At 70.2% G+C, this 19278-nt stretch carries 19 protein-coding genes and 2 pseudogenes; 10 read left to right on the forward strand and 11 right to left on the reverse strand.

What is annotated here, in order from left to right:
- Positions 1-20: 20 nt before the first annotated feature.
- The 3 genes from LMH63_RS07970 to LMH63_RS07980 are packed head-to-tail and all read right to left on the reverse strand — an operon-like array spanning position 21 to position 4465.
- The gene (locus LMH63_RS07970; protein WP_109678132.1) at positions 21-1352 is read right to left on the reverse strand and encodes a sigma-54-dependent transcriptional regulator; all 1332 of its coding nucleotides are present in this window, start codon (positions 1350-1352) and stop codon (positions 21-23) included.
- Positions 1345-4281, reverse strand: a complete 2937-nt coding sequence (locus tag LMH63_RS07975; RefSeq protein WP_109678130.1) for a sensor histidine kinase — start codon at positions 4279-4281, stop codon at positions 1345-1347. Before LMH63_RS07975 ends, LMH63_RS07970 begins: the two co-directional genes overlap by 8 nt.
- Entirely contained in the window at positions 4271-4465 is a 195-nt protein-coding gene (locus LMH63_RS07980; RefSeq protein WP_109678128.1) for a hypothetical protein, read from the reverse strand. Before LMH63_RS07980 ends, LMH63_RS07975 begins: the two co-directional genes overlap by 11 nt.
- A 371-nt stretch (positions 4466-4836) precedes the next feature.
- Between LMH63_RS07980 and LMH63_RS07985 the strand changes: the two genes are divergently transcribed.
- On the forward strand, positions 4837-6126 hold the full coding sequence (locus tag LMH63_RS07985) for a helix-turn-helix domain-containing protein (protein ID WP_109678126.1): 1290 nt from the start codon (positions 4837-4839) through the stop codon (positions 6124-6126).
- Between the two features lie 81 nt (positions 6127-6207).
- Here the strand turns inward: LMH63_RS07985 and LMH63_RS07990 are convergent, their stop codons facing one another.
- The 3 genes from LMH63_RS07990 to LMH63_RS08000 all read right to left on the reverse strand — a co-directional run bounded on the left by LMH63_RS07990 (position 6208) and on the right by LMH63_RS08000 (position 8343).
- Positions 6208-6915, reverse strand: a complete 708-nt coding sequence (locus LMH63_RS07990) for a cysteine hydrolase family protein (RefSeq protein ID WP_109678124.1) — start codon at positions 6913-6915, stop codon at positions 6208-6210.
- A gap of 18 nt (positions 6916-6933) precedes the next feature.
- Positions 6934-7680, reverse strand: coding sequence for an SDR family oxidoreductase (locus LMH63_RS07995; protein ID WP_109678122.1), 747 nt, complete (start codon positions 7678-7680; stop codon positions 6934-6936).
- Between the two features lie 123 nt (positions 7681-7803).
- Entirely contained in the window at positions 7804-8343 is a 540-nt protein-coding gene (locus tag LMH63_RS08000) for a TetR/AcrR family transcriptional regulator (RefSeq protein WP_109678120.1), read from the reverse strand.
- Positions 8344-8553: 210 nt separating this feature from the next.
- Between LMH63_RS08000 and LMH63_RS08005 the strand changes: the two genes are divergently transcribed.
- The 3 genes from LMH63_RS08005 (at position 8554) to LMH63_RS08015 (ending at position 10820) form a co-directional block, all read left to right on the forward strand.
- Positions 8554-9174 (forward strand): FMN-dependent NADH-azoreductase, encoded by a 621-nt coding sequence (locus LMH63_RS08005; RefSeq protein WP_109678118.1) that lies wholly within the window; start codon positions 8554-8556, stop codon positions 9172-9174.
- Between the two features lie 219 nt (positions 9175-9393).
- Complete coding sequence (trxA, locus tag LMH63_RS08010; RefSeq protein WP_109678116.1) at positions 9394-9735, forward strand: thioredoxin; 342 nt, start codon at positions 9394-9396, stop codon at positions 9733-9735.
- 647 nt (positions 9736-10382) lie between these two features.
- Entirely contained in the window at positions 10383-10820 is a 438-nt protein-coding gene (locus LMH63_RS08015; protein ID WP_158280347.1) for a helix-turn-helix domain-containing protein, read from the forward strand.
- A 38-nt stretch (positions 10821-10858) separates the two neighbouring features.
- Here LMH63_RS08015 and LMH63_RS08020 read toward each other — a convergent pair whose 3' ends face one another.
- From LMH63_RS08020 to LMH63_RS08030, 3 genes are all read right to left on the reverse strand, one after another.
- Positions 10859-11284 (reverse strand): hypothetical protein, encoded by a 426-nt coding sequence (locus tag LMH63_RS08020; RefSeq protein ID WP_109678112.1) that lies wholly within the window; start codon positions 11282-11284, stop codon positions 10859-10861.
- A 219-nt stretch (positions 11285-11503) separates the two neighbouring features.
- Entirely contained in the window at positions 11504-12391 is an 888-nt protein-coding gene (locus LMH63_RS08025) for an AraC family transcriptional regulator (protein ID WP_229332758.1), read from the reverse strand.
- 104 nt (positions 12392-12495) lie between these two features.
- Positions 12496-12693: a hypothetical protein gene (locus LMH63_RS08030; protein ID WP_146205195.1), complete on the reverse strand. Its 198-nt coding sequence runs from the start codon at positions 12691-12693 to the stop codon at positions 12496-12498.
- Here LMH63_RS08030 and LMH63_RS19615 point away from each other — a divergent pair.
- From LMH63_RS19615 to LMH63_RS08050, 5 genes and pseudogenes are all read left to right on the forward strand, one after another.
- A pseudogene (locus LMH63_RS19615) lies at positions 12692-13546 on the forward strand (efflux RND transporter permease subunit); the annotation flags it as partial. The gene LMH63_RS08030 and the pseudogene LMH63_RS19615 overlap by 2 nt on opposite strands.
- Before the next feature lie 120 nt (positions 13547-13666).
- A pseudogene (locus LMH63_RS19620) lies at positions 13667-14791 on the forward strand (efflux RND transporter permease subunit); the annotation flags it as partial.
- Between the two features lie 80 nt (positions 14792-14871).
- Positions 14872-16563, forward strand: a complete 1692-nt coding sequence (locus tag LMH63_RS08040) for an FAD-dependent oxidoreductase (protein ID WP_109678108.1) — start codon at positions 14872-14874, stop codon at positions 16561-16563.
- Between the two features lie 132 nt (positions 16564-16695).
- Positions 16696-16995, forward strand: coding sequence for a DUF1330 domain-containing protein (locus tag LMH63_RS08045; protein ID WP_109678106.1), 300 nt, complete (start codon positions 16696-16698; stop codon positions 16993-16995).
- Between the two features lie 58 nt (positions 16996-17053).
- Positions 17054-17683: a LysE family transporter gene (locus LMH63_RS08050; protein WP_109678104.1), complete on the forward strand. Its 630-nt coding sequence runs from the start codon at positions 17054-17056 to the stop codon at positions 17681-17683.
- A 73-nt stretch (positions 17684-17756) separates the two neighbouring features.
- Here LMH63_RS08050 and LMH63_RS08055 read toward each other — a convergent pair whose 3' ends face one another.
- Together LMH63_RS08055 and LMH63_RS08065 are read right to left on the reverse strand one after the other, a co-directional pair.
- Positions 17757-18215 carry a cupin domain-containing protein gene (locus LMH63_RS08055; protein ID WP_109678102.1) on the reverse strand — a complete coding sequence of 153 codons (459 nt, stop codon included), beginning with the start codon at positions 18213-18215 and terminating at the stop codon, positions 17757-17759.
- A 285-nt stretch (positions 18216-18500) separates the two neighbouring features.
- Entirely contained in the window at positions 18501-18668 is a 168-nt protein-coding gene (locus LMH63_RS08065; RefSeq protein WP_158280346.1) for a hypothetical protein, read from the reverse strand.
- A gap of 120 nt (positions 18669-18788) precedes the next feature.
- Here LMH63_RS08065 and LMH63_RS08070 point away from each other — a divergent pair, with 120 nt between their 5' ends.
- Positions 18789-19262, forward strand: coding sequence for a cupin domain-containing protein (locus tag LMH63_RS08070; protein WP_109678100.1), 474 nt, complete (start codon positions 18789-18791; stop codon positions 19260-19262).
- The last annotated feature ends 16 nt before the right edge of the window (positions 19263-19278 follow it).

The raw sequence follows: 19278 nt of genomic DNA on the forward strand, positions 1-19278 counted from the left end.
ACCGTTACCCTAAGTAACAATCACGCCGACCGGCGCCGCGGAATCCCGAGCCGCTGACGCTTTTCCCATAGCGCCTTGCGGCTTATGCCAAGCCGCCGCGCGAGCTCCGTCTCCGTCAGCGAGGCCTCATGCTCGCGCACGAACTCGCGAAAGTACTCCTCCAGCGAGAGATCGAGCCCGCTGCCCGCGGCGGTATCCGTGTCCGCGGGCAGGGCCAGCAGATCGGCGGTAATCTGCGTGCTGTCCGTCAGGATCACCGCGCGCTCGATGGCGTTCTCCAGCTCGCGGACGTTGCCGGGCCAGGCGTAGCCACGGATGCGCTGCAGCGCCTCGTCGCTGAAGCGCAGGGGCGGGCGGTTGAGCCGCCGGCAGGCCTTGCCGAGCAGGAATCGCGCCAGCTCCGGGACGTCCTCGCCGCGCTCCCGCAGCGGCGGCAGCCGGATCTCCATCACCTGGATGCGGAAGTAGAGATCCTCGCGGAACTGGCCCGCCTCCACCATGCGCGGCAGGTCGCGGTGGGTCGCCGCCACCAGACGGATGTCCACACGCCGCGAGCGCGCGGCGCCGACGCGGCGGATCTCGCCCTCCTGCAGCACCCGCAGCAGCCGGGCCTGGGCCGCCGGCGGCAGCTCGGCGATCTCGTCGAGGAACAGCGTGCCGCCGCTCGCCGCCTCCACCAGGCCCTCGCGGGCCCCGGTGGCGCCGGTGAAGGCGCCCTTTTCGTGGCCGAACAGCTCGGCCTCGATCAGCGACTCGGGGATGGCCGCGCAGTTGACCGCGATCAGCGGCCCCTGCCGGCGCTCGCTGCCCTCGTGTACGGCCCGCGCCACCAGCTCCTTGCCCGTGCCGGACTCCCCCAGGATGAGCACCGAGGTGTCCGTTGGTGCCACCCGGCGCACCCGCTCGAACACGCGCTGCATCGGCGCGCAGGTGCCGATGATGCCGCTCACCGGGTAGTCCGCTTCGACGTGGGCGCGCAGGGCGGCGTTCTGGCGCTGCAGGGTGTGCTCCTTGATGGCGCGGCGCACGGTCAGGCGCAGCTCGTCGTTGTCGAAGGGCTTGGCGATGTAGTCGATGGCCCCTTCGCGCATGGCGTCCACCGCGGAGCGCACGCTGGCGTAGCTGGTCATGATGATCACCGGCGTCTCCTCCGCCAGGGGGATGACGTCGGTGCCGGGGCGCCCGGGGAGGCGCAGGTCCGCCAGGATCACGTCGTGGGTGCTGAGGCTGCCGGCGCGGGTGGCCGCCTCCACGGATTCCACCGCCGTCACACTGAGACCGTCGCGCTCGAGCAGCCGCGTCAGGGCGTTCCGGATGACCGCCTCGTCCTCGATGATCAGCACGCTAGGCATGACGCTGACTTGCCTCCATCGGTTCCCCCGGGGGCAGGGTGATCACCACCTCGGTGCCGCGCTGGCGGCCCCGGCGCGGCTGCAGCCGGAGATCCCCGCCGTGCTCGCGCAGGATGTTGTACACCAGCGGCAGGCCGAGGCCGGTGCCCTGCCCCGGGGCCTTGGTGGTGAAGAAGGGCTCCAGGATCTTGTCCCGGATCGGCGCCGGAATGCCGGGCCCGTCGTCCAGCACCTGGATGCGGATGCGCCCGCGATGGCGCCGGGCGGCGATGGTGATGCGGCCCTGGGCGTCACAGGCGTCGATGGCGTTGGTGAACAGGTTCACGAATACCTGAACCAGGCGCTGATAGTCCCCGAGCACCTGGATGCCGTCGGGCACGCAGTTGTCGAAGGCCATGCTGCGGGCGCGCTTGCTCAGGCGCACCACCCGCTCCGCTTCCTCCACCGCCGGGCGCAGGCGCACCGGCTGCGGCTCCGGGGCCTCGTGATGGCCGGCGTGGGCGTAGCTCACCAGCGTCTGCACGATGTTGTTGATGCGCTGGGTCTGCTCCAGGATCTGCTCGGCGGCCTCGCCGTCGGCGTCGCCCTCGCGCAGCTCCTGGGCCAGGCAGGCGATGCCGGTCACCGGATTGCCAATCTCGTGGGCAACGCCGGCGGCCAGACGGCCGATGGAGGCGAGCCGCTCGCTGTGGGTGAGCTCGTCCTCCAGGCGCTGCAGCTCGGTGACGTCCTCCACCAGCAGCAGCCGGTCGCCGGTCTCGCCGCGTCCGGGCTCGGCGATCCAGGCCTTGTGCAGGGACAGCCAGCGGCTCTCTCCCGGCAGGCGCAGCGGACGCTTGTAGGCATGGCTCGCGTCCTCGGCCACGAAGCCGGCGAGGAAGGCGCCCCACGGTTCCGGCAGCTCCTCGATGCGGTTGCCGATCACCCGCGGTGCCGCGAGCCCGGTCAGGGCCTGCATCGCCGGATTCCAGCGCACGATGCGGCGCATGGGCGTCACCGCCACCACGCCGAGGGGGAGATCCTCGAGAATCTGGCGGTGATATCGGCGCAGCTGGTCCAGCTCCGCGGCGAGACCGCGGAAGCGGCTGCGCGAGCGCTCCAGGCGCTCCTCGATCAGGCGCACGTTCTGGGCCAGCGCCGTGCGCGTGTCGGTATCGAGCTGCAGGCGCTCGTCGACGATCATGCGTGCGAGGATCGGGCCCATCATCCCGGAGAGGTTGCGCTCGATCTGCTCACGCAGGTGCTGCAGGCGGTCCGGCCGGCCCTCATCCCAGTCGAGCCCGAGGTCGGCGAGCGCCTTGCTCACCTCGGCACGGGCCGCCGGCCCGCCGGTGACGGGCGCCAGCTGCTCGGCGAACTGCGCCGGGGAACCCGCCACCAGCGCCCCGCGCGGGATGCGGGTACTGACGTCGCGGCAGGCGGCCGCCGCCTCCGCCTCGCGCTCGCCGGGCCGGGTGACCAGCGACACGGCGGCGAACAGCAGCGCGTTGAGGCTCACCGACCAGAAGGCGACCCGGCCGTAGTGCCCGGCGGACTGGGCCGTGGCCGCATCGAGCCCGATGATCTCCACCGGGCCCACGGTGGAGAGCGCCGGCAGGAGGCCGGCAAAGCCCCAGATCAGCCCGCCCGCCAGCAGCCCGCTGATGAAGCCTGCCCGCGTCGCCCGTGGCCAGAACAGCACGCCGAGGATTCCGGGCAGGAACTGTGCCATGGCGAGGAAGGAGATCAGGCCCCAGGAGACCAGGCCCTCGGCGCGCTCGAGGATGAGGTAGAACAGATAGCCGGCCGCGATGATGGCGGCGATCAGCATGCGCCGCGCCCAGCGCAGCGCCGCGTAGAGATTGCGCGCCGGGTCCGGGGGCACCAGCGGCAGCAGCAGATGGTTCAGCGACATCGACGACAGCGCCAGCGTGCAGACGATGATCATTGCGCTGGCCGCCGAGATGCCACCGAGGTAGGCCAGCACCGCCAGCGGCACCGACTCGCTGAACATGGCGATCGCCAGCACGTAATAGTCGGGCGGCGAGGGCAGCCCCAGCGCCTGCCCTGACCAGAGGATGGGCGGAATCACCGCCGCCAGCAGAAGCAGCAGCAGCGGGAAGGCCCAGCTCGCGGTGTGCAGGCCGTCGGCGCGCAGGTTCTCGGTGAAGATCATGTGAAACTGTCGCGGCAGCAGAAAGGCCGCCGCGAAGGTCATGAACAGCAGGCTGACCCAGGTATCCCCCTGCACCGGGCCGTAGAAGCTCGCGAGCCGCTCCGGGTTGGCGGCGAGCCAGGCCTGCATGCCGCCGGGGGAGCCGAAGGCGAGGCCCACTGCCACCGCCGCTACCAGCAGCAGCGCGCCGATCTTCACCAGCGACTCGAAGGCGATGGCCGCCACCAGTCCGGTGTGCTTCTCCCGCGGCGTGACGTGGCGGGCGCCGAAGATGATCGCGAACACCGTCACCATCACGCAGAAGCCGATGGCGATGACGTGCGGTGGCGAGTCGCCGCTCAGCACCTGGGTGGACTCCGCCACGGCGCGGATCTGCAGCGCCAGGTAGGGCAGGCTCCCGGTGAGCATCATCAGCGTCACCAGCACCCCCGCCAGCTGGCTGTCGAAGCGGAAGGCGAAGACATCCGCCACCGAAGTGAGCTGGTGGGTGCGCGTCAGCCGCAGCAGCGGCATGAGCAGCACCGGCGTGAGCGCAAAGGCCAGGGTCACGCCCAGGTAGATGGTCGCGTAGCCGAGCCCGAAGCGCTCGGCGAAGCCGACGCTGCCGTAGTAGCTCCAGGTGGTGGCGTAGACGCCGAGGGAGAGCACATAGACGGCGGGATGATGCAGCAGGCGATGCGGCAGCCAGCCCCGCTCGGTGCCGTAGGCGATCAGGAACAGCGCCGAGAGGTAGGCGATGGCGCTGACGAACAGCGTTGCGAGGCTAAAGGTCATGCCGCCCCAGCCGCCGCACCACCAGCCCGATCAGCACGATCAGCAACAGCCACAGCGCATAGGCCGTATACCAGGGCGGCTGCCGGGCGGCCCACCATTCGGTGAACGGCGAGGCAAAGAGCAGCAGCCCGAACAGGAAGACGATCAGACTCCCCGCGCCAGCGCCATGATCCGATGGAGCCATGCTCTCTCCTCCTCGCAGCGTTACAGAAGGTAGCACAAGGGCGGCGCGGCGGGGTCACGCCATCACGTATCAGCGCCGGCGTTCGGTCCTTGGCCCGCACATCTCACCGATTCGCGGCTGCGGGCGTGCACCGTGTTTTGGCGCGCTTGTGCCCGTCATGCGCCTGCTCAAAACTGGCGGTTCCCTTGTGCGGGCGCGTTCACGACTGACCGCTCCCCTCCGCGGGCGGACTGCGTGGCACCGCTCGGAGATGTGGCGATGCAGACGACGGACACGGTCGCGCAGGGCTGAAAGACGGCGCGGCAGGCGGCCGCCGATGGTGAGCGGCCGGCTCGCCGGAGCCGCCATCCCGTTGCGTGGGGCTGACGCTCATGGACGCTGTTGCGCACCGATATCCGCTGTTCGTCATGCTGGCCGACGCCTGCCGCGAGGCCGGCGTCGGCTATCGCATCGCAGCGCGGCTCGCGCGGGCGGGAGAGCCGGTGCGGGTGCTCGTGCGCAGGCCCAGCCGGCGTACCCGCACGCTGGTCCGTCTCGGCGTCGAGGTGATTCCCGCCGATCCCGTTCACCTCGGCGAGGTGCGCAGCGCCCTGCGGGGCTGCCGGGCGGCCTGCTTCGCCTACACCATGCATCCGGGGCTGCTGGATGCGGCCACCACCTTTGCCACCGCCGCGCGGGAGCTCGGCCTCGGCCATGCGGTGCATGTCTCCCAGCTCGAGTCAGCGCCGGACAGTCCGGCGCTGCGCCTGCGCGAGCACTGGCTCGCCGAGCAGGTCATGGACTGGGCGGGCATCGACGTGCTGCACCTGCAGCCGGGGCTGCTGACCGAGTCCCTGCTGCGCCACGTCGCCTACGACGTCGCCCAGGGCGAGGAAATCCGCCTGCCGCTGGGGGACGGGGAATGCCGGCTGCCGTTGATCGCCGCCGAGGATGTGGCCGCCATCGTGGCGGGGCTACTGCGGGAGCCCGGCCTCCAGCCTGCGCCCAGCCGCCGCCTGGCGCTCGCCACCGAGGTGCCGACCGTCGCCGGTCTGGTGGATCGGCTGGCCGCGACGAGTGAGCTGCCGCTGCGGTACCGACCGGTATCGGCGGAGGGCTGGCGCACGCTCGTGCGCCACCGGGCCCGGCCCAACAGTGATTATTCGCTGCACACGCTGCCCGCGCTCTGGGAGGCGATGACCTATCCGCGGCTCGACGGACACCCGCCGTTGCGGGAGGCCCATGCCCTGATCGCGAGGCTGAGTGGTCGGGAGCCGCGGCGGCTGGGCGAGCTGGCCCGCCGCCGTGTTCCGCTCTGGCTCGCCGAGCGCCGTGACACCGGCGCGGCAGGCGGCGCGCTGACGGCAGGCGAGCGCCGGCAGCTCGAGGACTACATCGAGGCGCACCTCACCGAGCCGATCACCGTGGCCGATCTCGGCAGGCTGCTGGGGCGGGACCGCCACGCCCTGCACCGGGCCTTCCAGAAGGCGTTTCACCGATCGCCCCACCGCTACGTGGTGGAGCGCCGTGTCGCCCGGGCCCGGGCCCTTCTGGAGCAGGGCGACCTCCCGCTCAGCGAGATCGCCCTGGCAGCGGGCTTCTCCTCCCAGTCCCACATGACGACGGTCTTCAAGCGCGTAACCGGGCTGCCCCCTGGCCGTTATCGCCGCAGCACGGCATAGATCAGCCGGCGCCGAAAAAGAAGGCCGCCGGGGGAAGGGCGGCCGAAAGCGGGGCAAGATCGCGGGCCGGGCAGACGCCGCCTACGCCGCCGCGGCCATGCGGCGCACGGCCTCCTCCGTGGTCCAGAGCGCGTTGGCGACGTAGCGGAAGTTGATGATCGCGGCCTGGTAGCCATCGCCGTCCGGGATCCTGGCGGCCGCCGTGGCGTCCCGCACCACCGCCACCTCGAAGCCCTGCTCCAGCAGCTCGAACAGGTGCGCCTGGGTGCACAGGTTCGCGGACATCCCCGCGAGAATGACCCGGCTGACTCCGCGCTTTCGCAATTGCAGGACCAGGTCGTTGTTCTCGGGGCCGTACACCTTGTGCGGACTGGCGATCACCGTTTCGCCGTCGAGAATGTGCTCGCGGTACTGAGGCATGAAGTCGGATCCGGAACCCTCGAAGCCATCCAGGCTGTAGGGGCCCTTGCGATCGAACATGCCGATGTCGTGCATCAGCTTCTCCAGCGGGCCGCCGAACCGCCAGCCGTGATCGGTGGGGTAGTAGTGGTGCGGGGAGATGAACACCGCCAGCCCGTGCCGCTTGGCCGCGGCCAGCAGCCGTCCGATGTTCTCCACCGTGTTGTGCTCGGTCACGCTCTCGCCCACCACCGGCCAGGTCACGCCCCGCTCGCTCAGGAAGTCGATCTGCGGATCGGTGATCACCAGCCCGGTGCTCTCGCGGGTCACCTCGACGTCGGTCGCCGGCAGGGCGGACTGCTCCGGGTCGGCATAGGGGTTGTTCTGCATGACTCGGTACTCCTTGCGTCAGAGCTGGGTCCAGCCGCCGTCGGCGACGATCTCGGTGCCGACGAGGTAGGAGGATTCATCGCTGGCGAGCAACAGGGCGACCTCGGCGATCTCCTCGGGGCGCCCGAAACGGCCCAGAGGAATCTTCCGGGAGAGGTCGGCGGCGAAGCCGTCCAGGGTGGCCTGGGGCAGGCCGAGCTTGCCGTAGATGGGTGTCTCGACCGGGCCCGGGCTCACCGCGTTGATGCGGATACCGCGCTCCACGAGCTCCCGGCCGAGGATGCGCACCAGCGAGCGGGCGGCGGCCTTGGAGGCGCCGTAGATGCTCGAGCCCGCCATACCCATGCGGTTGTTCACCGAGGTGGTGACCACGATGCTGCCGCCGTCAGTCATCAGCGGCGCGGCTTCGAGGATGCTGTACAGCACCCCCTTCACGTTGATCGTGAGCACCTCGTCGATGGTCGCGTCGTCCAGCGCCTCGGCGGGGCCGATGCGGGCGATGCCGGCGTTGGCGAAGAGGACGTCCAGCCCGCCGAGCTCGCGCCGGGCCTGCTCCATCAGCGTCGCGACCTCGCTGCGGCGCCCCACGTCGGCGACCATCGTCGCCACCCCCGGCAGCTCGGCGGCCGCGGCCTCCACCGCCGCCGGATTGCGGCCGGCGATGGCGATCCGCGCGCCTTCCTCCCGGAAGCGCCTTGCGGTCGCCAGGCCGATGCCGCTGCTGCCGCCAGTAATCAGTGCTCGCTTGTCCTTGAGTCGGTCCACGGCATCCGCTCCTCTGCGCTGCGTTCCGGCATGGTGTTGCAGCGTAGAGGGCGGTGTGCAGGCGGTCTTTCGTCATTGTGCGGCCCGGCTGGCGCCCCGCAGGCGCCGGCGGCCGCGGGCCGGTCAGCGGGGTGTCAGGCGCTCCAGTGCCGCGGTGGCCCGGTCGAAGACGTCGGGGCTGCCGAACACCCGCGCCAGCAGGCTCGCGCCCTCCAGCTGCGCGAGCACGGTCAGGGCGGTTGTCTCAGGTTCGCTCACCGAGTCGTGCAACCCCTCGGCCAGGTGCGCCGCCGCCCGTTCGAAGAAGCGCCGCGACTCACGCGCGACCTCGGGCGGGAGGGCAGCACTCTCCGCCCCCAGCAGCCCGCACAGGCACATCACGCATCCGCTCTCCAGCGAGCGGCGGAAGGCCTCGCGGTAGGCGGCGATACGGCCCGCGCCGCCGGGGGCGTCCGCCACCGTCGCGAGAAAACGATCCGCGTAGCGCGCCGCCAGCCGCGCGACCAGGTCCCCCTTGGTGGGGAAGTGATGGTGCACGCTCGCGCTGCGCACGCCGACATCCTCCGCCAGGTCGCGAAAGCTGAAACCGTTGTAGCCGCCGGCACGCAGGCGCCGCTCGGCGGCCTCGAGAATGCGCTCGGCGGTGCTGTTCTCCCGCGCCATGGCGAGGGACCTCCCGGTTGCCAGCGCTCGTGACAGAACGCCCGCAGTATATCAATCGACTGATAGATCGAGTGGGCGACTGTCGCAGCACCCGAGGCACAAACCTGGAAGTCGCGCACGCCGGCGGTCCGTAGGGTGACGCTCGACAGACCCCGCCGGACACCCGCGCCGGCGAGGCGGGCAGCGGCACGCGGAACCGGGAGGTGCCACATGAGCAACGGGGAGACGACAGTACTCAGGGTGGATGGCAGCGGCCGCTACGCCGGCTCGTACAGCCGCCATCTGGTGGACGCGGTGCTGGATCACTGGCGCGGGCGGGTCTCCGCGCTGCGCGTGCTGCGGCACGAGCTCGCAGGCGGCGTGCCGCAGGTGGATGAGCGCTGGATCGCGGCCAACTTCACACCGGCGGACGAGCGCTCACCGGCTCAGCGCGCGGCGCTGACGACCTCCGATGAGATGGTGGACGACCTGTTCGCGGCGGACGCGGTGGTGATCGGAGCGCCCATCTACAACTTCGGCATCCCCGCGGCCCTGAAGGCCTGGGTGGACCTCGTGTGCCGCGCGCGGCGGACCTTCCGCTACACCGAGTCCGGCCCCAGGGGATTACTGGAGGGCCGGCAGGCCTGCGTGGTCATGGTTTCCGGCGGTACGGCGGTCGGTTCCGATCTGGACCACGCCAGCGGCTATCTGCGTCACGTGCTCGGCTTCATCGGCATACAGGACGTCGAGTGGGTCGTGGCCGACGGGCTCATGTCCGCCGCCGACGAGCGCCTTGCTGCCGCGCGGGCACGCGTCGCCTCGCTGCCGGTACCGGGCCGGGTGCCTCACTGAGCGCGGCCGGCAGACGCTCCAAGGCGCAGACTCCAAGCCCATCCGGGGAAATACTACCTATCGCTCAATAGGCTTGAAACCCATCGGACAGCTCCCTATATTGCCGACCGATCACTAGGTAGGTGCGAGGAGCCGCCAGCCGGCGGAGCCATCATGAATCAGCGGGCCCCGATATCGTCCGCGGGTCCGCGCGAGGCAATCCGGAAGAGGAGATGCATCATGGCTACGGTCACCGAGCACGCCCCGATCCCTGTCAGCGACGCCGAGCTGCGTGCGCTCGTCGAGCGCGAGCCGCTGGTGCTGGTGGACTTCTGGGCTCCCTGGTGCGGCCCCTGCCACGCCATCGCACCGGTGCTGGAGGGGCTGGCGGCGAAGCACGGCGAGCGCCTCACCATCGCCAAGGTCAACGTGGACGAGCATCAGGAGACCGCCCGCCGCTTCAGCGTGCGCGCGATTCCGACGCTGGTGGTGTTCCGCGACGGCCGCGCCGTCGAGACGCTGGTCGGTTTGCAGACGCGGCGTTCCCTGGATGAGGCGCTGCAGCGGGCGGGCCTCGAGTAGTCCCGGATCGGGCACGGAAGCGCTTCGCTTTGGCAGCGCTTCCGTGTCATTCGGGTGGGATATCCCCTGGATAAAGGTATTCCATGCCTCGCGGTGAGCGGGGTAATTTCACACTGCTCCGGTGCACCGTAGTTCCGGTGATTCCCCGTATCGCAATTTCGTTTCACCGAGAGCAAATCCGGTTCCATTCCGCGAATAATCCGGATTTGCGCACCCGTTCGGGCGCTGCATTCCAACCCGCTCTCGAATCGCAGCCGAATCCCTGCCGACGGTGACGCCCCCGCGCCTGCCGCCGTCGGCTGGCCCAAACCCGCACAGCGAGCGCGATCGACGTCCGGCACCGCCCCCGGCCGCGCGGTGGCACGTGCAATAGGGCGGAAGCTCTGGGATTTGGAGAATTCCGCCCGGATTCTGCCCCGATCTGTCGTTCGCAAAAGCGGTTCACTACCCGCAATCCGGTCGCTTCCGCGGACAGTCGGGAATAACAAAACTGAACCTGCGAAAAGGCAGTGCTTTTTCCGTTGAAGGGCGCATTGCGGGCCGCGATGCGCCGCTGGATTCACGGAGCGGGGATTCCCGCCCGCGCCCCGGCCGCTGGCTGCGGTGCCGCGGGTGGCCGGGAGACCCGTTCAGGGAGGAAAGCAGCCATGGAGCGACCGGTTCACATCATCACCACTGACGACAGCGGCGCGTCGGCGCGGCGGGCGCTGTCCGGGCCCGAGCGGGCGCTGCTGCGGGACCACGTCCAAGGCAATCTCTGTGAGCCTCTGCTGGTTGCCGAGCTGGCCGCGCTGGTGGGGCTCGATCGCTACCGCTTCCACCGCGCGTTCCGGCGGGCCTTCGGGGTGCCGCCCTACCGCTACGTCCTCGCATGCCGTGTAGCCGAGGCCTGCCGGCTGATCGAGGCCGGAACCATGCCGCTGTGCGAGATTACCTACGAGGTCGGATTCTCGTCACAGTCGCACATGACCACCGTGTTCAAGCGCCTCACCGGCCGTACGCCGGGGCGCTACCGTGCGGAACGCGGCGGCAGTCCGGCAAACCGTGACGGCGGAAGCCGCAACGGCGTCGCGCGGCCAGGCTAGCCATGTTCGCCTGCCGCGCGCAGCCGCGAAACGGGACACTAGTGAAGCCCCGTGGAGGGGATCGGCGAAGGATCGAGATAGAAGCGGAGGTCGCGCACCTGATCCCGAGTCACCCGGGCGAACACGGCGCAGGGGATGATCAGCGGTGGCCGATCGCGGTCGCAGCCGACGCCGAGATCCGTTTCCAGAATGATGGCCTCGCGAAATTCCCAGGTGTCCCGAAAGCCGGTGCCGACGCTGTCGACGCGCCCCAGCAGGTGCTCGAGGGCGGAGAGGGCGCAGGCCTTGCCGAGGCAGGGCGGCCGGTTGCCGATGCGCAGGTGGCAGTCGTCGCCGAGGGCCGCACTCCAGCCGGCGCGGTCGAACGGACGGATCAGGAGCAGACGCCAGAGCTCCTTTGCCGTCAGCCGAGATCGTTCCCGCGTGCCCACTGCAGCCTCCAGGGCGTGGTGACGACCGAACATTCGGACCAACGGCTCCGGGCCCGTCGGGGATCGGCTCCGTAACGTCCTCTCCGGAACTTTGTCACCGCCATGGCCGCGGCGCCATGGGTTGACCGCGGCCCTGCGCACGTTTGCGCAAACGCGGAACAGGCGGCGCAAGATCGGCCACGGGTTGCAGAGGAGAGGGCAGGCCGCCGGCTGAAATTCGCGCTGGCGTCGGCTGGTAGCCCGCGGGCCGGCTCAGCGGCGGATCTGTCCGCGATAGCGCGCCGGGCTCATGCCGAGCTCCCGCCGGAAGAGGCGCCCCAGCGCCTGCGGGGTCTCGTAGCCAACGGCCTCGGCCACCTGGGCCACGGTGAGGTCGGTGTCGCGCAGCAGCGCCTGGGCCCGTTCCAGGCGCAGCCGCGTCTGGTAGCGGTGTGGCGGCAGGCCCAGGGTGGTCTTGAACGCACGGGCGAAATGGTAGGGCGAGAGATGAACCAGGGCGGCGAGCTCGTCGAGGCTGATCTGCTCGGCGAAGTGGGCGTTCAGATACTCGGTGACGCGGCGTGCCTGCCACGCCGCGAGGCCGCCCCGGAACGGCTCGCGGCCCTGGCTGCGCTGGGCGAGCAGGGCGATCCGCGCGAGCAGGGCGCTTGCCGCGCTCTCGACGAACAGCCGCGCCGCCGGCTCCTCGGCGGAAAGCTCGCCCCACAGGGCGTGCAGGGTCTGACGCACCAGCGGGTCGTCGCTGATCTGCGCGTGCAGGACACCGAAGTCCAGCGGCCGGTTGGCGTCGCCGTTGAGCCAGAGCGCGGCCGTGCGGGCATCGATGCCGACGTTGCGGATGCGGTGCGGGGCATCGATCAGGATGGTGGTGGGCACGCCCGGCGGCACGACCACGAACTGCCCGGGCAGCCCGCGCCCGGAGAACATTCCCGCCCCGAGGTCGCTGGAGAACGGCGTCGGCGTGAGCAGCTCGGTGATGACGAGATCCGACACCGGCGGGTCGGACATGTCCCCGGAGGGCTGGTGGGACTCGGTCATGCGTACCGGGCAGCCCTCGGGCGCCCGCACGTCCCGGACGTACGGCGCCAGGCGGCCGCCCAGATTCCACTCCACCAGATTAGGCAGACCGGTGGTGTCCATTACGGAACTCCCTGATCGACGCCGACGCCGAAGCGCGCTGCCACGCTTGAACGCCGCATAGACCTCCCAGGTTGAGTCAATCGGGCCCGCCATGGCGGCGTCTTTCATTCCTGCTCGCCCGTGGGTGATGGCTGCCGCGTCGGCGTCGGCACGAAGGGCGCCGCGATGGCCTGCCGGTCGTCCGCAGCGGTCTCGCGGCCGCTGAGCGGGTGGTGATCTCCGGGGTGCAGCGGGTGCGCCCCGGTGCCCGGGTAACGGCGGTGCCGGCGACCCTGCGCCTCGCCGCCGGGCACTGACCGCATGCGCCTCGCCCATTTCTTCATCGAGCGGCCGATCTCCGCGGCCGTGCTTTCCATCCTGATTACGCTGATCGGCGGGCTGGCGTATCTGGGCCTGCCGGTGACCCAGTACCCGGAGATCGCGCCGCCGACGATCGAGGTGCGCGCGAGCTACCCCGGCGCCTCCGGCGAGGTGATTGCCAACACCGTCGCGACGCCGCTGGAGCAGGAGATCAACGGCGTCGAGGGCATGCTCTACATGCTGAGCCAGTCCACCTCCAACGGCCGCCTGGTGCTCACCGTGACCTTCCGCCCTGGCACCGACCTCGACGAGGCCCAGGTGCTGGTGCAGAACCGCGTCGCCATTGCCGAGCCGCGGCTGCCCGAGGCGGTGCGCCGACTCGGCGTGCAGACCCGGCAGAGCTCGCCGGATCTGATGATGGTCGTGCACATGCTCTCCCCGGACGACTCCCGGGACCAGCTCTACATCTCCTACTACGCCCGCACCCAGGTGGTGGACCGCCTGCTGCGCATCCCCGGGGTCGGGCAGGCGACGGTGTTCGGCGAGCGCGCCTATGCCATGCGCGTGTGGCTCGACCCGGAACGCATCGCGGCCCGCGATCTCACCGCCGGCGAGGTAGTGGCGGCGTTGCGCGCGAACAACGTGCAGGTGGCCTCCGGTGTGCTCAATCAGCCGCCGGTGCCGCGGCCCGGCGCCTTCGAGCTGAACGTGGAGACCCTCGGGCGCCTGGCGGATCCGGCGCAGTTCGAGGACATCGTGCTGCGGGCCGGGCCAGAGGGGCGCAAGGTGCGCGTGCGGGACGTGGGCCGGGTGGAGCTCGGCGCCCAGGACTACGGCACCAACGGCTACCTGGACGACACCGTGGCCCTGCCCATCGGCATTTTCCAGCGCCCGGGCTCCAACGCCCTGGAGACCGCCGACACCAACGCCCCCAATGCCGGGACGATCTTCTTCACCACCGAACCGTTCCCGGAGCGGGCCGTCACGGGACGCTCCAATGAGGTGATCATCGACGAGGCCTACAAGCGCCTTGGCGCGTTGACCGAGGCCAACCTGTTCGTGATCGCGCCGCCGCCGGTGCGCGGCATCGGCAACGCCGGCGGGTGGAAGCTCTACGTGCAGGATGAGCGCGGGCGCGGCCTGCCGGCGCTGGAGGCGGCCGCCGCGGACATCGCCCGGCAGGCCAATGCGACGGAGGGGCTGACCGCCGCCTTCACGCTGTTCAACACGGCCACCCCCAAGCTGTTCGCCGACATCGACCGGGTCAAGGCCGAGGAGCTCGGCGTGCCGCCGGAGCGGGTGTTTGAGGCCATGCAGGTGTACCTCGGCTCCGCCTTTGTCAACGACTTCAACTTCCTCGGGCGCACCTATCGCGTCACCGCGCAGGCCGACGCGGCCTTTCGCGACGAGCCCCGCGACGTGCTGGACCTGCGCATGCGCTCGAGCAGCGGGGCCAGCGTGCCCCTCGGCTCGGTGGCGAGCCTCGAGCCCATGACCGGGCCGTACCGGGTCGCCCGCTACAATCTCTTCCCCGCCGCCGCGGTGCAGGGGGCGGTGCTGCCCGGCACCTCCACCGGCGAGGCGCTCGCGCGCGTCGAAGGAGTGCTGGCGGAGCACCTGCCGGACGGCTTCGTCTTCCTGCTGCTCGCCGCCCAGTACGAGAGCTGGCTGCTGCCGCTGGCGGTGATCCTGATCGTGCCCATGTGCCTGCTTGCCGGGGTGAGCGGCGTGATGCTGCGCGGCATCGACAACAACACCCTGGTCCAGATCGGCTTCGTGGTGCTGGTGGGGCTCGCCTCCAAGACCGCGATTCTGATCGTCGAGTTCGCGAAGCAGGCCGAGGCGCGGGGGCTCAGCGCCCTTGATGCCGCCGTGGAGGCCGCGCGCCTGCGCCTGCGGCCGATCCTCATGACCTCCTTCGCCTTCATCCTCGGCGTGGTGCCGCTGATGCTCGCCACCGGCGCCGGCGCCGAGATGCGCCAGGCCCTCGGCACGGCAGTGTTCTCCGGGATGCTCGGCGTTACCGCCTTCGGGCTGCTGTTCACCCCGGTGTTCTACGTGGCCTGCCGGTGGCTCGGCACACGCCGGCGCGCGCAGTGACCGGCAGTGCGCCATGGGCATATCCGCGCGCGCAAATCTGCAAGAACGCGCGCTGGCACGCGGCTACAAACTGGCCGCATATGGCCACCACGACTGCCGAGATCAACTACACCTTCTCCCCGCAGGAGCTCGAGCAGCTCCGGCCCTACGGGGAGGTGCTCTTCCACGAGGCCGGCGAGCTGCTCGTGGCAGAGGGGGAGCGGGAGGCCGACTGCCTGGTAACCCTTTCCGGGGAGACGCACATCATCGTCGAGAGCGCGGAGGGGCCGAAGCGCGTCGGCTGGATGGAGGCCGGGCAGTTCGCCGGGGACCTCTCCGTGCTCACGGGCAACGCATCGCTCGCGCGCATGGTGATGGGCAAGGCGGGGGAGGTCCTGCACATTCCCTACGCGAACTTCCGGCGGCTGCTGGTGGAAAGCCCCCGGCTCTCCGAGGTCTTCGTGCGCACGTTCACGGCGCGCCGGACGTTCGCGATCAGTCGGCGCCACGCTTCCGTCATCCTGCTCGGCAGCGCGCAGGATCGCGCGGTCGTGTCCCTGCGGGTTTTTCTGTCCCGCCGCTCCGTGCCCCACAACTGGCTGGACACGCAGACGGACCCTCTTGCCCGTGCCGTGATGGCCGCGAAGGGGCTCACCGGTCCCGACCTCCCCGCCGTTGTGCTCGGCGCCTCCGGGGTGCTGCGCAACGCGACCGCGGATGCCCTCGTGCGCAGCCTCGCTCTCGACTCCCTGGCTGACGGGGCCGAGGCGGACCTGGTGGTGATCGGTGCCGGCCCCGCCGGGCTCGCCGCCTGCGTCTATGCGGCGTCCGAAGGCCTCAACGTCATCGCCTTCGACGCCGAGGGGCCGGGCGGGCAGGCCGGAAGCTCCTCCAAGATCGAGAATTACCTCGGCTTCCCCGCCGGAGTCTCCGGCCGCGAGCTCGCCGACCGTGCGGCGGTGCAGGCGCAGAAGTTCGGCGTGCGCATCGCCGCCCCGGCGCGCGTCACCGCGCTGGAGCCGCTCGCGGATGGCCGCTACTGCCTGCGTGCCGCCGACGGGCGGGCAGTGGCTGCGCGCGCCGTGGTGATCGCGACCGGCGCGCAGTACCGGCGCCTGGACATCCCGCGGCTGGAGGCCTTCGAGGGAAACGGCGTCTACTATGGCGCATCGCCCGTGGAGGCCCAGCTCTGCGTCGGGGCCAGCGTGGCGGTGGTGGGCGCCGGCAACTCCGCCGGCCAGGGCGCGATTTTCCTCGCCGAGGTGGCGCGGGAGCTACACGTCCTCTACCGCCGTGCGGACATCCGGGAGACGATGTCGGCCTACCTCGTACGCCGGCTCGAGGAGACGCCCAACGTCATCCTACATCCGGGCAGCGAGCTCGCCGAACTGCTCGACGGGGGTGAGCCTGACGGCGGTGAGCGCCTCGGTGCAATCCGGATCCGCACCCCTCGCGGTCTCGAGCGGCTCGAGACACCCTTCGTGTTTCTGTTTATCGGCGCGCTGCCGTTCACCGCCTGGCTGCCGCCGGAGGTTGCGGTGGACGAGAAGGGGTTTGTCTGCACCGGGCAGACCCTCGGCCACCTCGCCCTGGTCCGGGCCCGCTGGCCCCTGGAGCGCCTGCCGAGCACCTTCGAGACGACCCTGCCCAGGGTCTACGCAGTGGGGGATGTGCGCGCGGGCTCGGTGAAACGTGTCGCAAGCGCCGTCGGCGAGGGTTCCGTGGTCGTGAGCGACGTGCATCGTGCGCTGGCGGAGCTGGAGCGCCAAGTGCAGGAAGCCGCTGGCGGGTAGCCGCCGCTTGCGGGACGATGTGCCGCGCCCCCTGCTGCTCAGGCATGGCATACCGACTTGGGGCTTGCTCTGCCAGCCGGCGAGTCCGGCGCCGGTGGATCGGGGTTACCGCGTGTTACTGGGAGCCGAAGGATGTTTGAGATGCTCATGGCACTGCACGTCACGGACGACGCGGGTTACCAGCGCTATCGAGAGGCGATGACGCCCATTCTCGAGCGGCATGGCGGTGGCTTCGGCTATGACTTCCGCGTCTCGGAAGTGCTGCGCTCGCAGGTGGAGCATCCGATCAACCGTGTGTTCACGATCCGGTTCCCCGACCAACCGGCCTCCCGGGCGTTCTTCGCCCATCCGGAGTATCTCGACGTCAGAAGGCGGTACTTCGAGGATGCGGTAAGCGCGATGACCATCATTGCCGAGTACACGCGGGAGTAAGCAGCGCTCGGTGATGGTGCAGTCCCTGGTACAGCTCTTCTAGGCCGAGATCCCTCCGATGACACTCGAAACCTGGCTCGCCTTCGTGGTCGCGGCGGTGGCCATCAGCCTCTCGCCCGGCGCCGGCGCGGTGGCCTCCCTCTCCAGCGGGCTGCGCAACGGCTTCCCGCACGGCGTGTGGACGGCGCTCGGGCAGCAGCTCGGGCTGATGCTGCAGCTGCTGGTGGTCGCCATCGGTTTGGGCGCGGTGCTGGCCGCCTCGGGCACGGCGTTCGAGATCGTGCGCTGGTGCGGTGTCGCCTATCTGCTGTGGCTCGGCGTGCAGCAGTGGCGCCTCGCCGGGGCACGGGCGGCGCTGCATGCCGAGACGGAGGTCGCGCAGCGCCCCGCCGCCATGGTCGCCCACGGCTTTCTGGTCAACGCCGTGAACCCCAAGGCGACGGTCTTCATGCTGGCGGTGCTCCCGCAGTTCATCGACCCGGTGCGGCCGCTCGCGGCGCAGTACGGAACCATGGCCGCCACCATGGTGGCCGTGGATATCGTGGTCATGGGCGGCTACACGCTGCTCGCCGCCCGCCTGCTCGCCTTCTGGCGGGATCCGAAGCACTTGCAGTGGGTGCATCGCGGCTTCGGCATGCTGTTCGTAGGCGCCGCGGCCTTGCTCGCCACGTTCCGGCGCTCAAGCTGAGCGGGGTAGTTCTTCCGGCGTTCCCCCTCGCTGGGTAGCGCTCTCATCCAGCGGCCCGCCGTGCGCGCTGCCTCTAGCGGCGCACGGGCCGAATGTCCGCATGGTCCACCACGTCCCACTCGCCGCTGTTGCGGTAGAGCCGCTTGGCGAGCCGCGGATAGTCGGTCACGTCCTGCGCAAGGCGCTGCCCGACCACTAGGCACACCAGGGGCTCGTCGCCGTCGTTGTAGAGGTCGTGGGCCGTGCCGTTCGTGGGGTAGCCGAGGAAGTCCCCCGGGCCGACGGCGAGCGTGTCCTCGCCGAGCGTCGCCCGGGCACGCCCGGATAGCACGTACACCGCCTCCTCCTCGTAGCGGTGGGCGTGATACTCGGTGGAGTAGTGCCCGGGCGGCACCGTGATGAGGTGCACGCCCAGGCGCTCCAGGCCCACGGCGTCACCCAGGGAGCGGTTCCGGCGCACCGCCTGCGGGTTGAGGAAGTGCACCTTCTCGGTGCCCTCCATCCGCTCGATGTCCTGTGCGGAGAGATACATGGCTGCCTCCAGGGCCGACGTCTTCGCGGCGAAGGATAGCGCCGATCTCTGGTCCCCGCGGCCGCGTTCTCGAAGGGGGGCAGAACCTATTCGGGTGATCCGAAAGGATGCCCGCCTCAACATCAGGGCTTTCCTCCAGAGACTTTCGAACGTTGCCGAAGAAGGCTCTGGCGGGAGGCGTGCCCGACCAGACGCTGGTCGCCAGCATTCGCCACACGTACGGGGAAGGACGCTTGCGTGAATGTTGGTAGCGGCGCTGTTGGCCGAGGGGGATTGGCTCAGCGGTCAGTCGGCGGGCGTGATGTTGCGGAAGGTCCGAAGCGGCGGTGTGTCGCGAAGGATCGCCACGCCGGACCTCCTGCGCTGGCGGAACAGCGCCGTCAGTTCCGTCGCAAGCTCGTCCGCGAGCCTCATGAGGTGCGGGTAGGCCCGCTGCCACTGCTCGCCGGTCACGGCGGGTCATAGTTGCGGTTGGGCCTCCCGTTCGTGACAGTGCGGCAGTGCAGGCGGGAGGCTGGCTTTGGACCCGAGGGACAGGACCGCTCCAAGGGGAGCGCAGGTGGAGGACCGGATATGCAAAAGGTGAACCTCAAGGAGAAGCTCGCGGGATTCACTGAGCAGTGGAGCCCGCGCGTCGTGGCCGAGCTGAACGGCCAGCACGTGAGGATCGTGAAGGTGCAGGGCGAGTTCGTCTGGCACCAGCACGAGCACGAGGACGAGCTGTTCCTGGTCATCCACGGCCGGCTGCGGATCCGGCTGCGCGACCGGGAGGTGGTCCTGGACGAGGGCGAGCTATTCGTGGTGCCGCGCGGCGTTGAGCATCAGCCGGTGGCCGAGGAGGAGGCCCATGTGCTGCTGTTCGAGCCGGCCGCGACGCTCAACACGGGCAACGTGCGCGAGGAGCGGACGGTGGATCGGCCGGCGCGGGTCTACGCAAACCGTCCCGTATGCCGTCGCATCCATGTGAGCTACCAGCCGACTCAAGCGGACTTCAAAGCGGTCATGTGCGGGCCGTGTGAATCCCTAGGCGCAGCCGTATGTCCATGACAGAATTGCCGATATG

It is taken from the genome of Spiribacter halobius, from assembly GCF_020883455.1.
GTDB classification, from domain to species: domain Bacteria; phylum Pseudomonadota; class Gammaproteobacteria; order Nitrococcales; family Nitrococcaceae; genus Sediminicurvatus; species Sediminicurvatus halobius.

What these genes read in the sequence shown, in the direction of transcription:
- LMH63_RS07970 (WP_109678132.1), bottom strand. Translation starts at nt 1,352, where the DNA reads ATGCCTAGCGTGCTGATCATCGAGGACGAGGCGGTCATCCGGAACGCC.
- LMH63_RS07975 (WP_109678130.1), bottom strand. Translation starts at nt 4,281, where the DNA reads ATGACCTTTAGCCTCGCAACGCTGTTCGTCAGCGCCATCGCCTACCTC.
- LMH63_RS07980 (WP_109678128.1), bottom strand. Translation starts at nt 4,465, where the DNA reads ATGGCTCCATCGGATCATGGCGCTGGCGCGGGGAGTCTGATCGTCTTC.
- LMH63_RS07985 (WP_109678126.1), top strand. Translation starts at nt 4,837, where the DNA reads ATGGACGCTGTTGCGCACCGATATCCGCTGTTCGTCATGCTGGCCGAC.
- LMH63_RS07990 (WP_109678124.1), bottom strand. Translation starts at nt 6,915, where the DNA reads ATGCAGAACAACCCCTATGCCGACCCGGAGCAGTCCGCCCTGCCGGCG.
- LMH63_RS08000 (WP_109678120.1), bottom strand. Translation starts at nt 8,343, where the DNA reads ATGGCGCGGGAGAACAGCACCGCCGAGCGCATTCTCGAGGCCGCCGAG.
- LMH63_RS08005 (WP_109678118.1), top strand. Translation starts at nt 8,554, where the DNA reads ATGAGCAACGGGGAGACGACAGTACTCAGGGTGGATGGCAGCGGCCGC.
- trxA (WP_109678116.1), top strand. Translation starts at nt 9,394, where the DNA reads ATGGCTACGGTCACCGAGCACGCCCCGATCCCTGTCAGCGACGCCGAG.
- LMH63_RS08015 (WP_158280347.1), top strand. Translation starts at nt 10,383, where the DNA reads ATGGAGCGACCGGTTCACATCATCACCACTGACGACAGCGGCGCGTCG.
- LMH63_RS08020 (WP_109678112.1), bottom strand. Translation starts at nt 11,284, where the DNA reads ATGTTCGGTCGTCACCACGCCCTGGAGGCTGCAGTGGGCACGCGGGAA.
- LMH63_RS08025 (WP_229332758.1), bottom strand. Translation starts at nt 12,391, where the DNA reads ATGGACACCACCGGTCTGCCTAATCTGGTGGAGTGGAATCTGGGCGGC.
- LMH63_RS08030 (WP_146205195.1), bottom strand. Translation starts at nt 12,693, where the DNA reads ATGCGGTCAGTGCCCGGCGGCGAGGCGCAGGGTCGCCGGCACCGCCGT.
- LMH63_RS08040 (WP_109678108.1), top strand. Translation starts at nt 14,872, where the DNA reads ATGGCCACCACGACTGCCGAGATCAACTACACCTTCTCCCCGCAGGAG.
- LMH63_RS08045 (WP_109678106.1), top strand. Translation starts at nt 16,696, where the DNA reads ATGTTTGAGATGCTCATGGCACTGCACGTCACGGACGACGCGGGTTAC.
- LMH63_RS08050 (WP_109678104.1), top strand. Translation starts at nt 17,054, where the DNA reads ATGACACTCGAAACCTGGCTCGCCTTCGTGGTCGCGGCGGTGGCCATC.
- LMH63_RS08055 (WP_109678102.1), bottom strand. Translation starts at nt 18,215, where the DNA reads ATGTATCTCTCCGCACAGGACATCGAGCGGATGGAGGGCACCGAGAAG.
- LMH63_RS08070 (WP_109678100.1), top strand. Translation starts at nt 18,789, where the DNA reads ATGCAAAAGGTGAACCTCAAGGAGAAGCTCGCGGGATTCACTGAGCAG.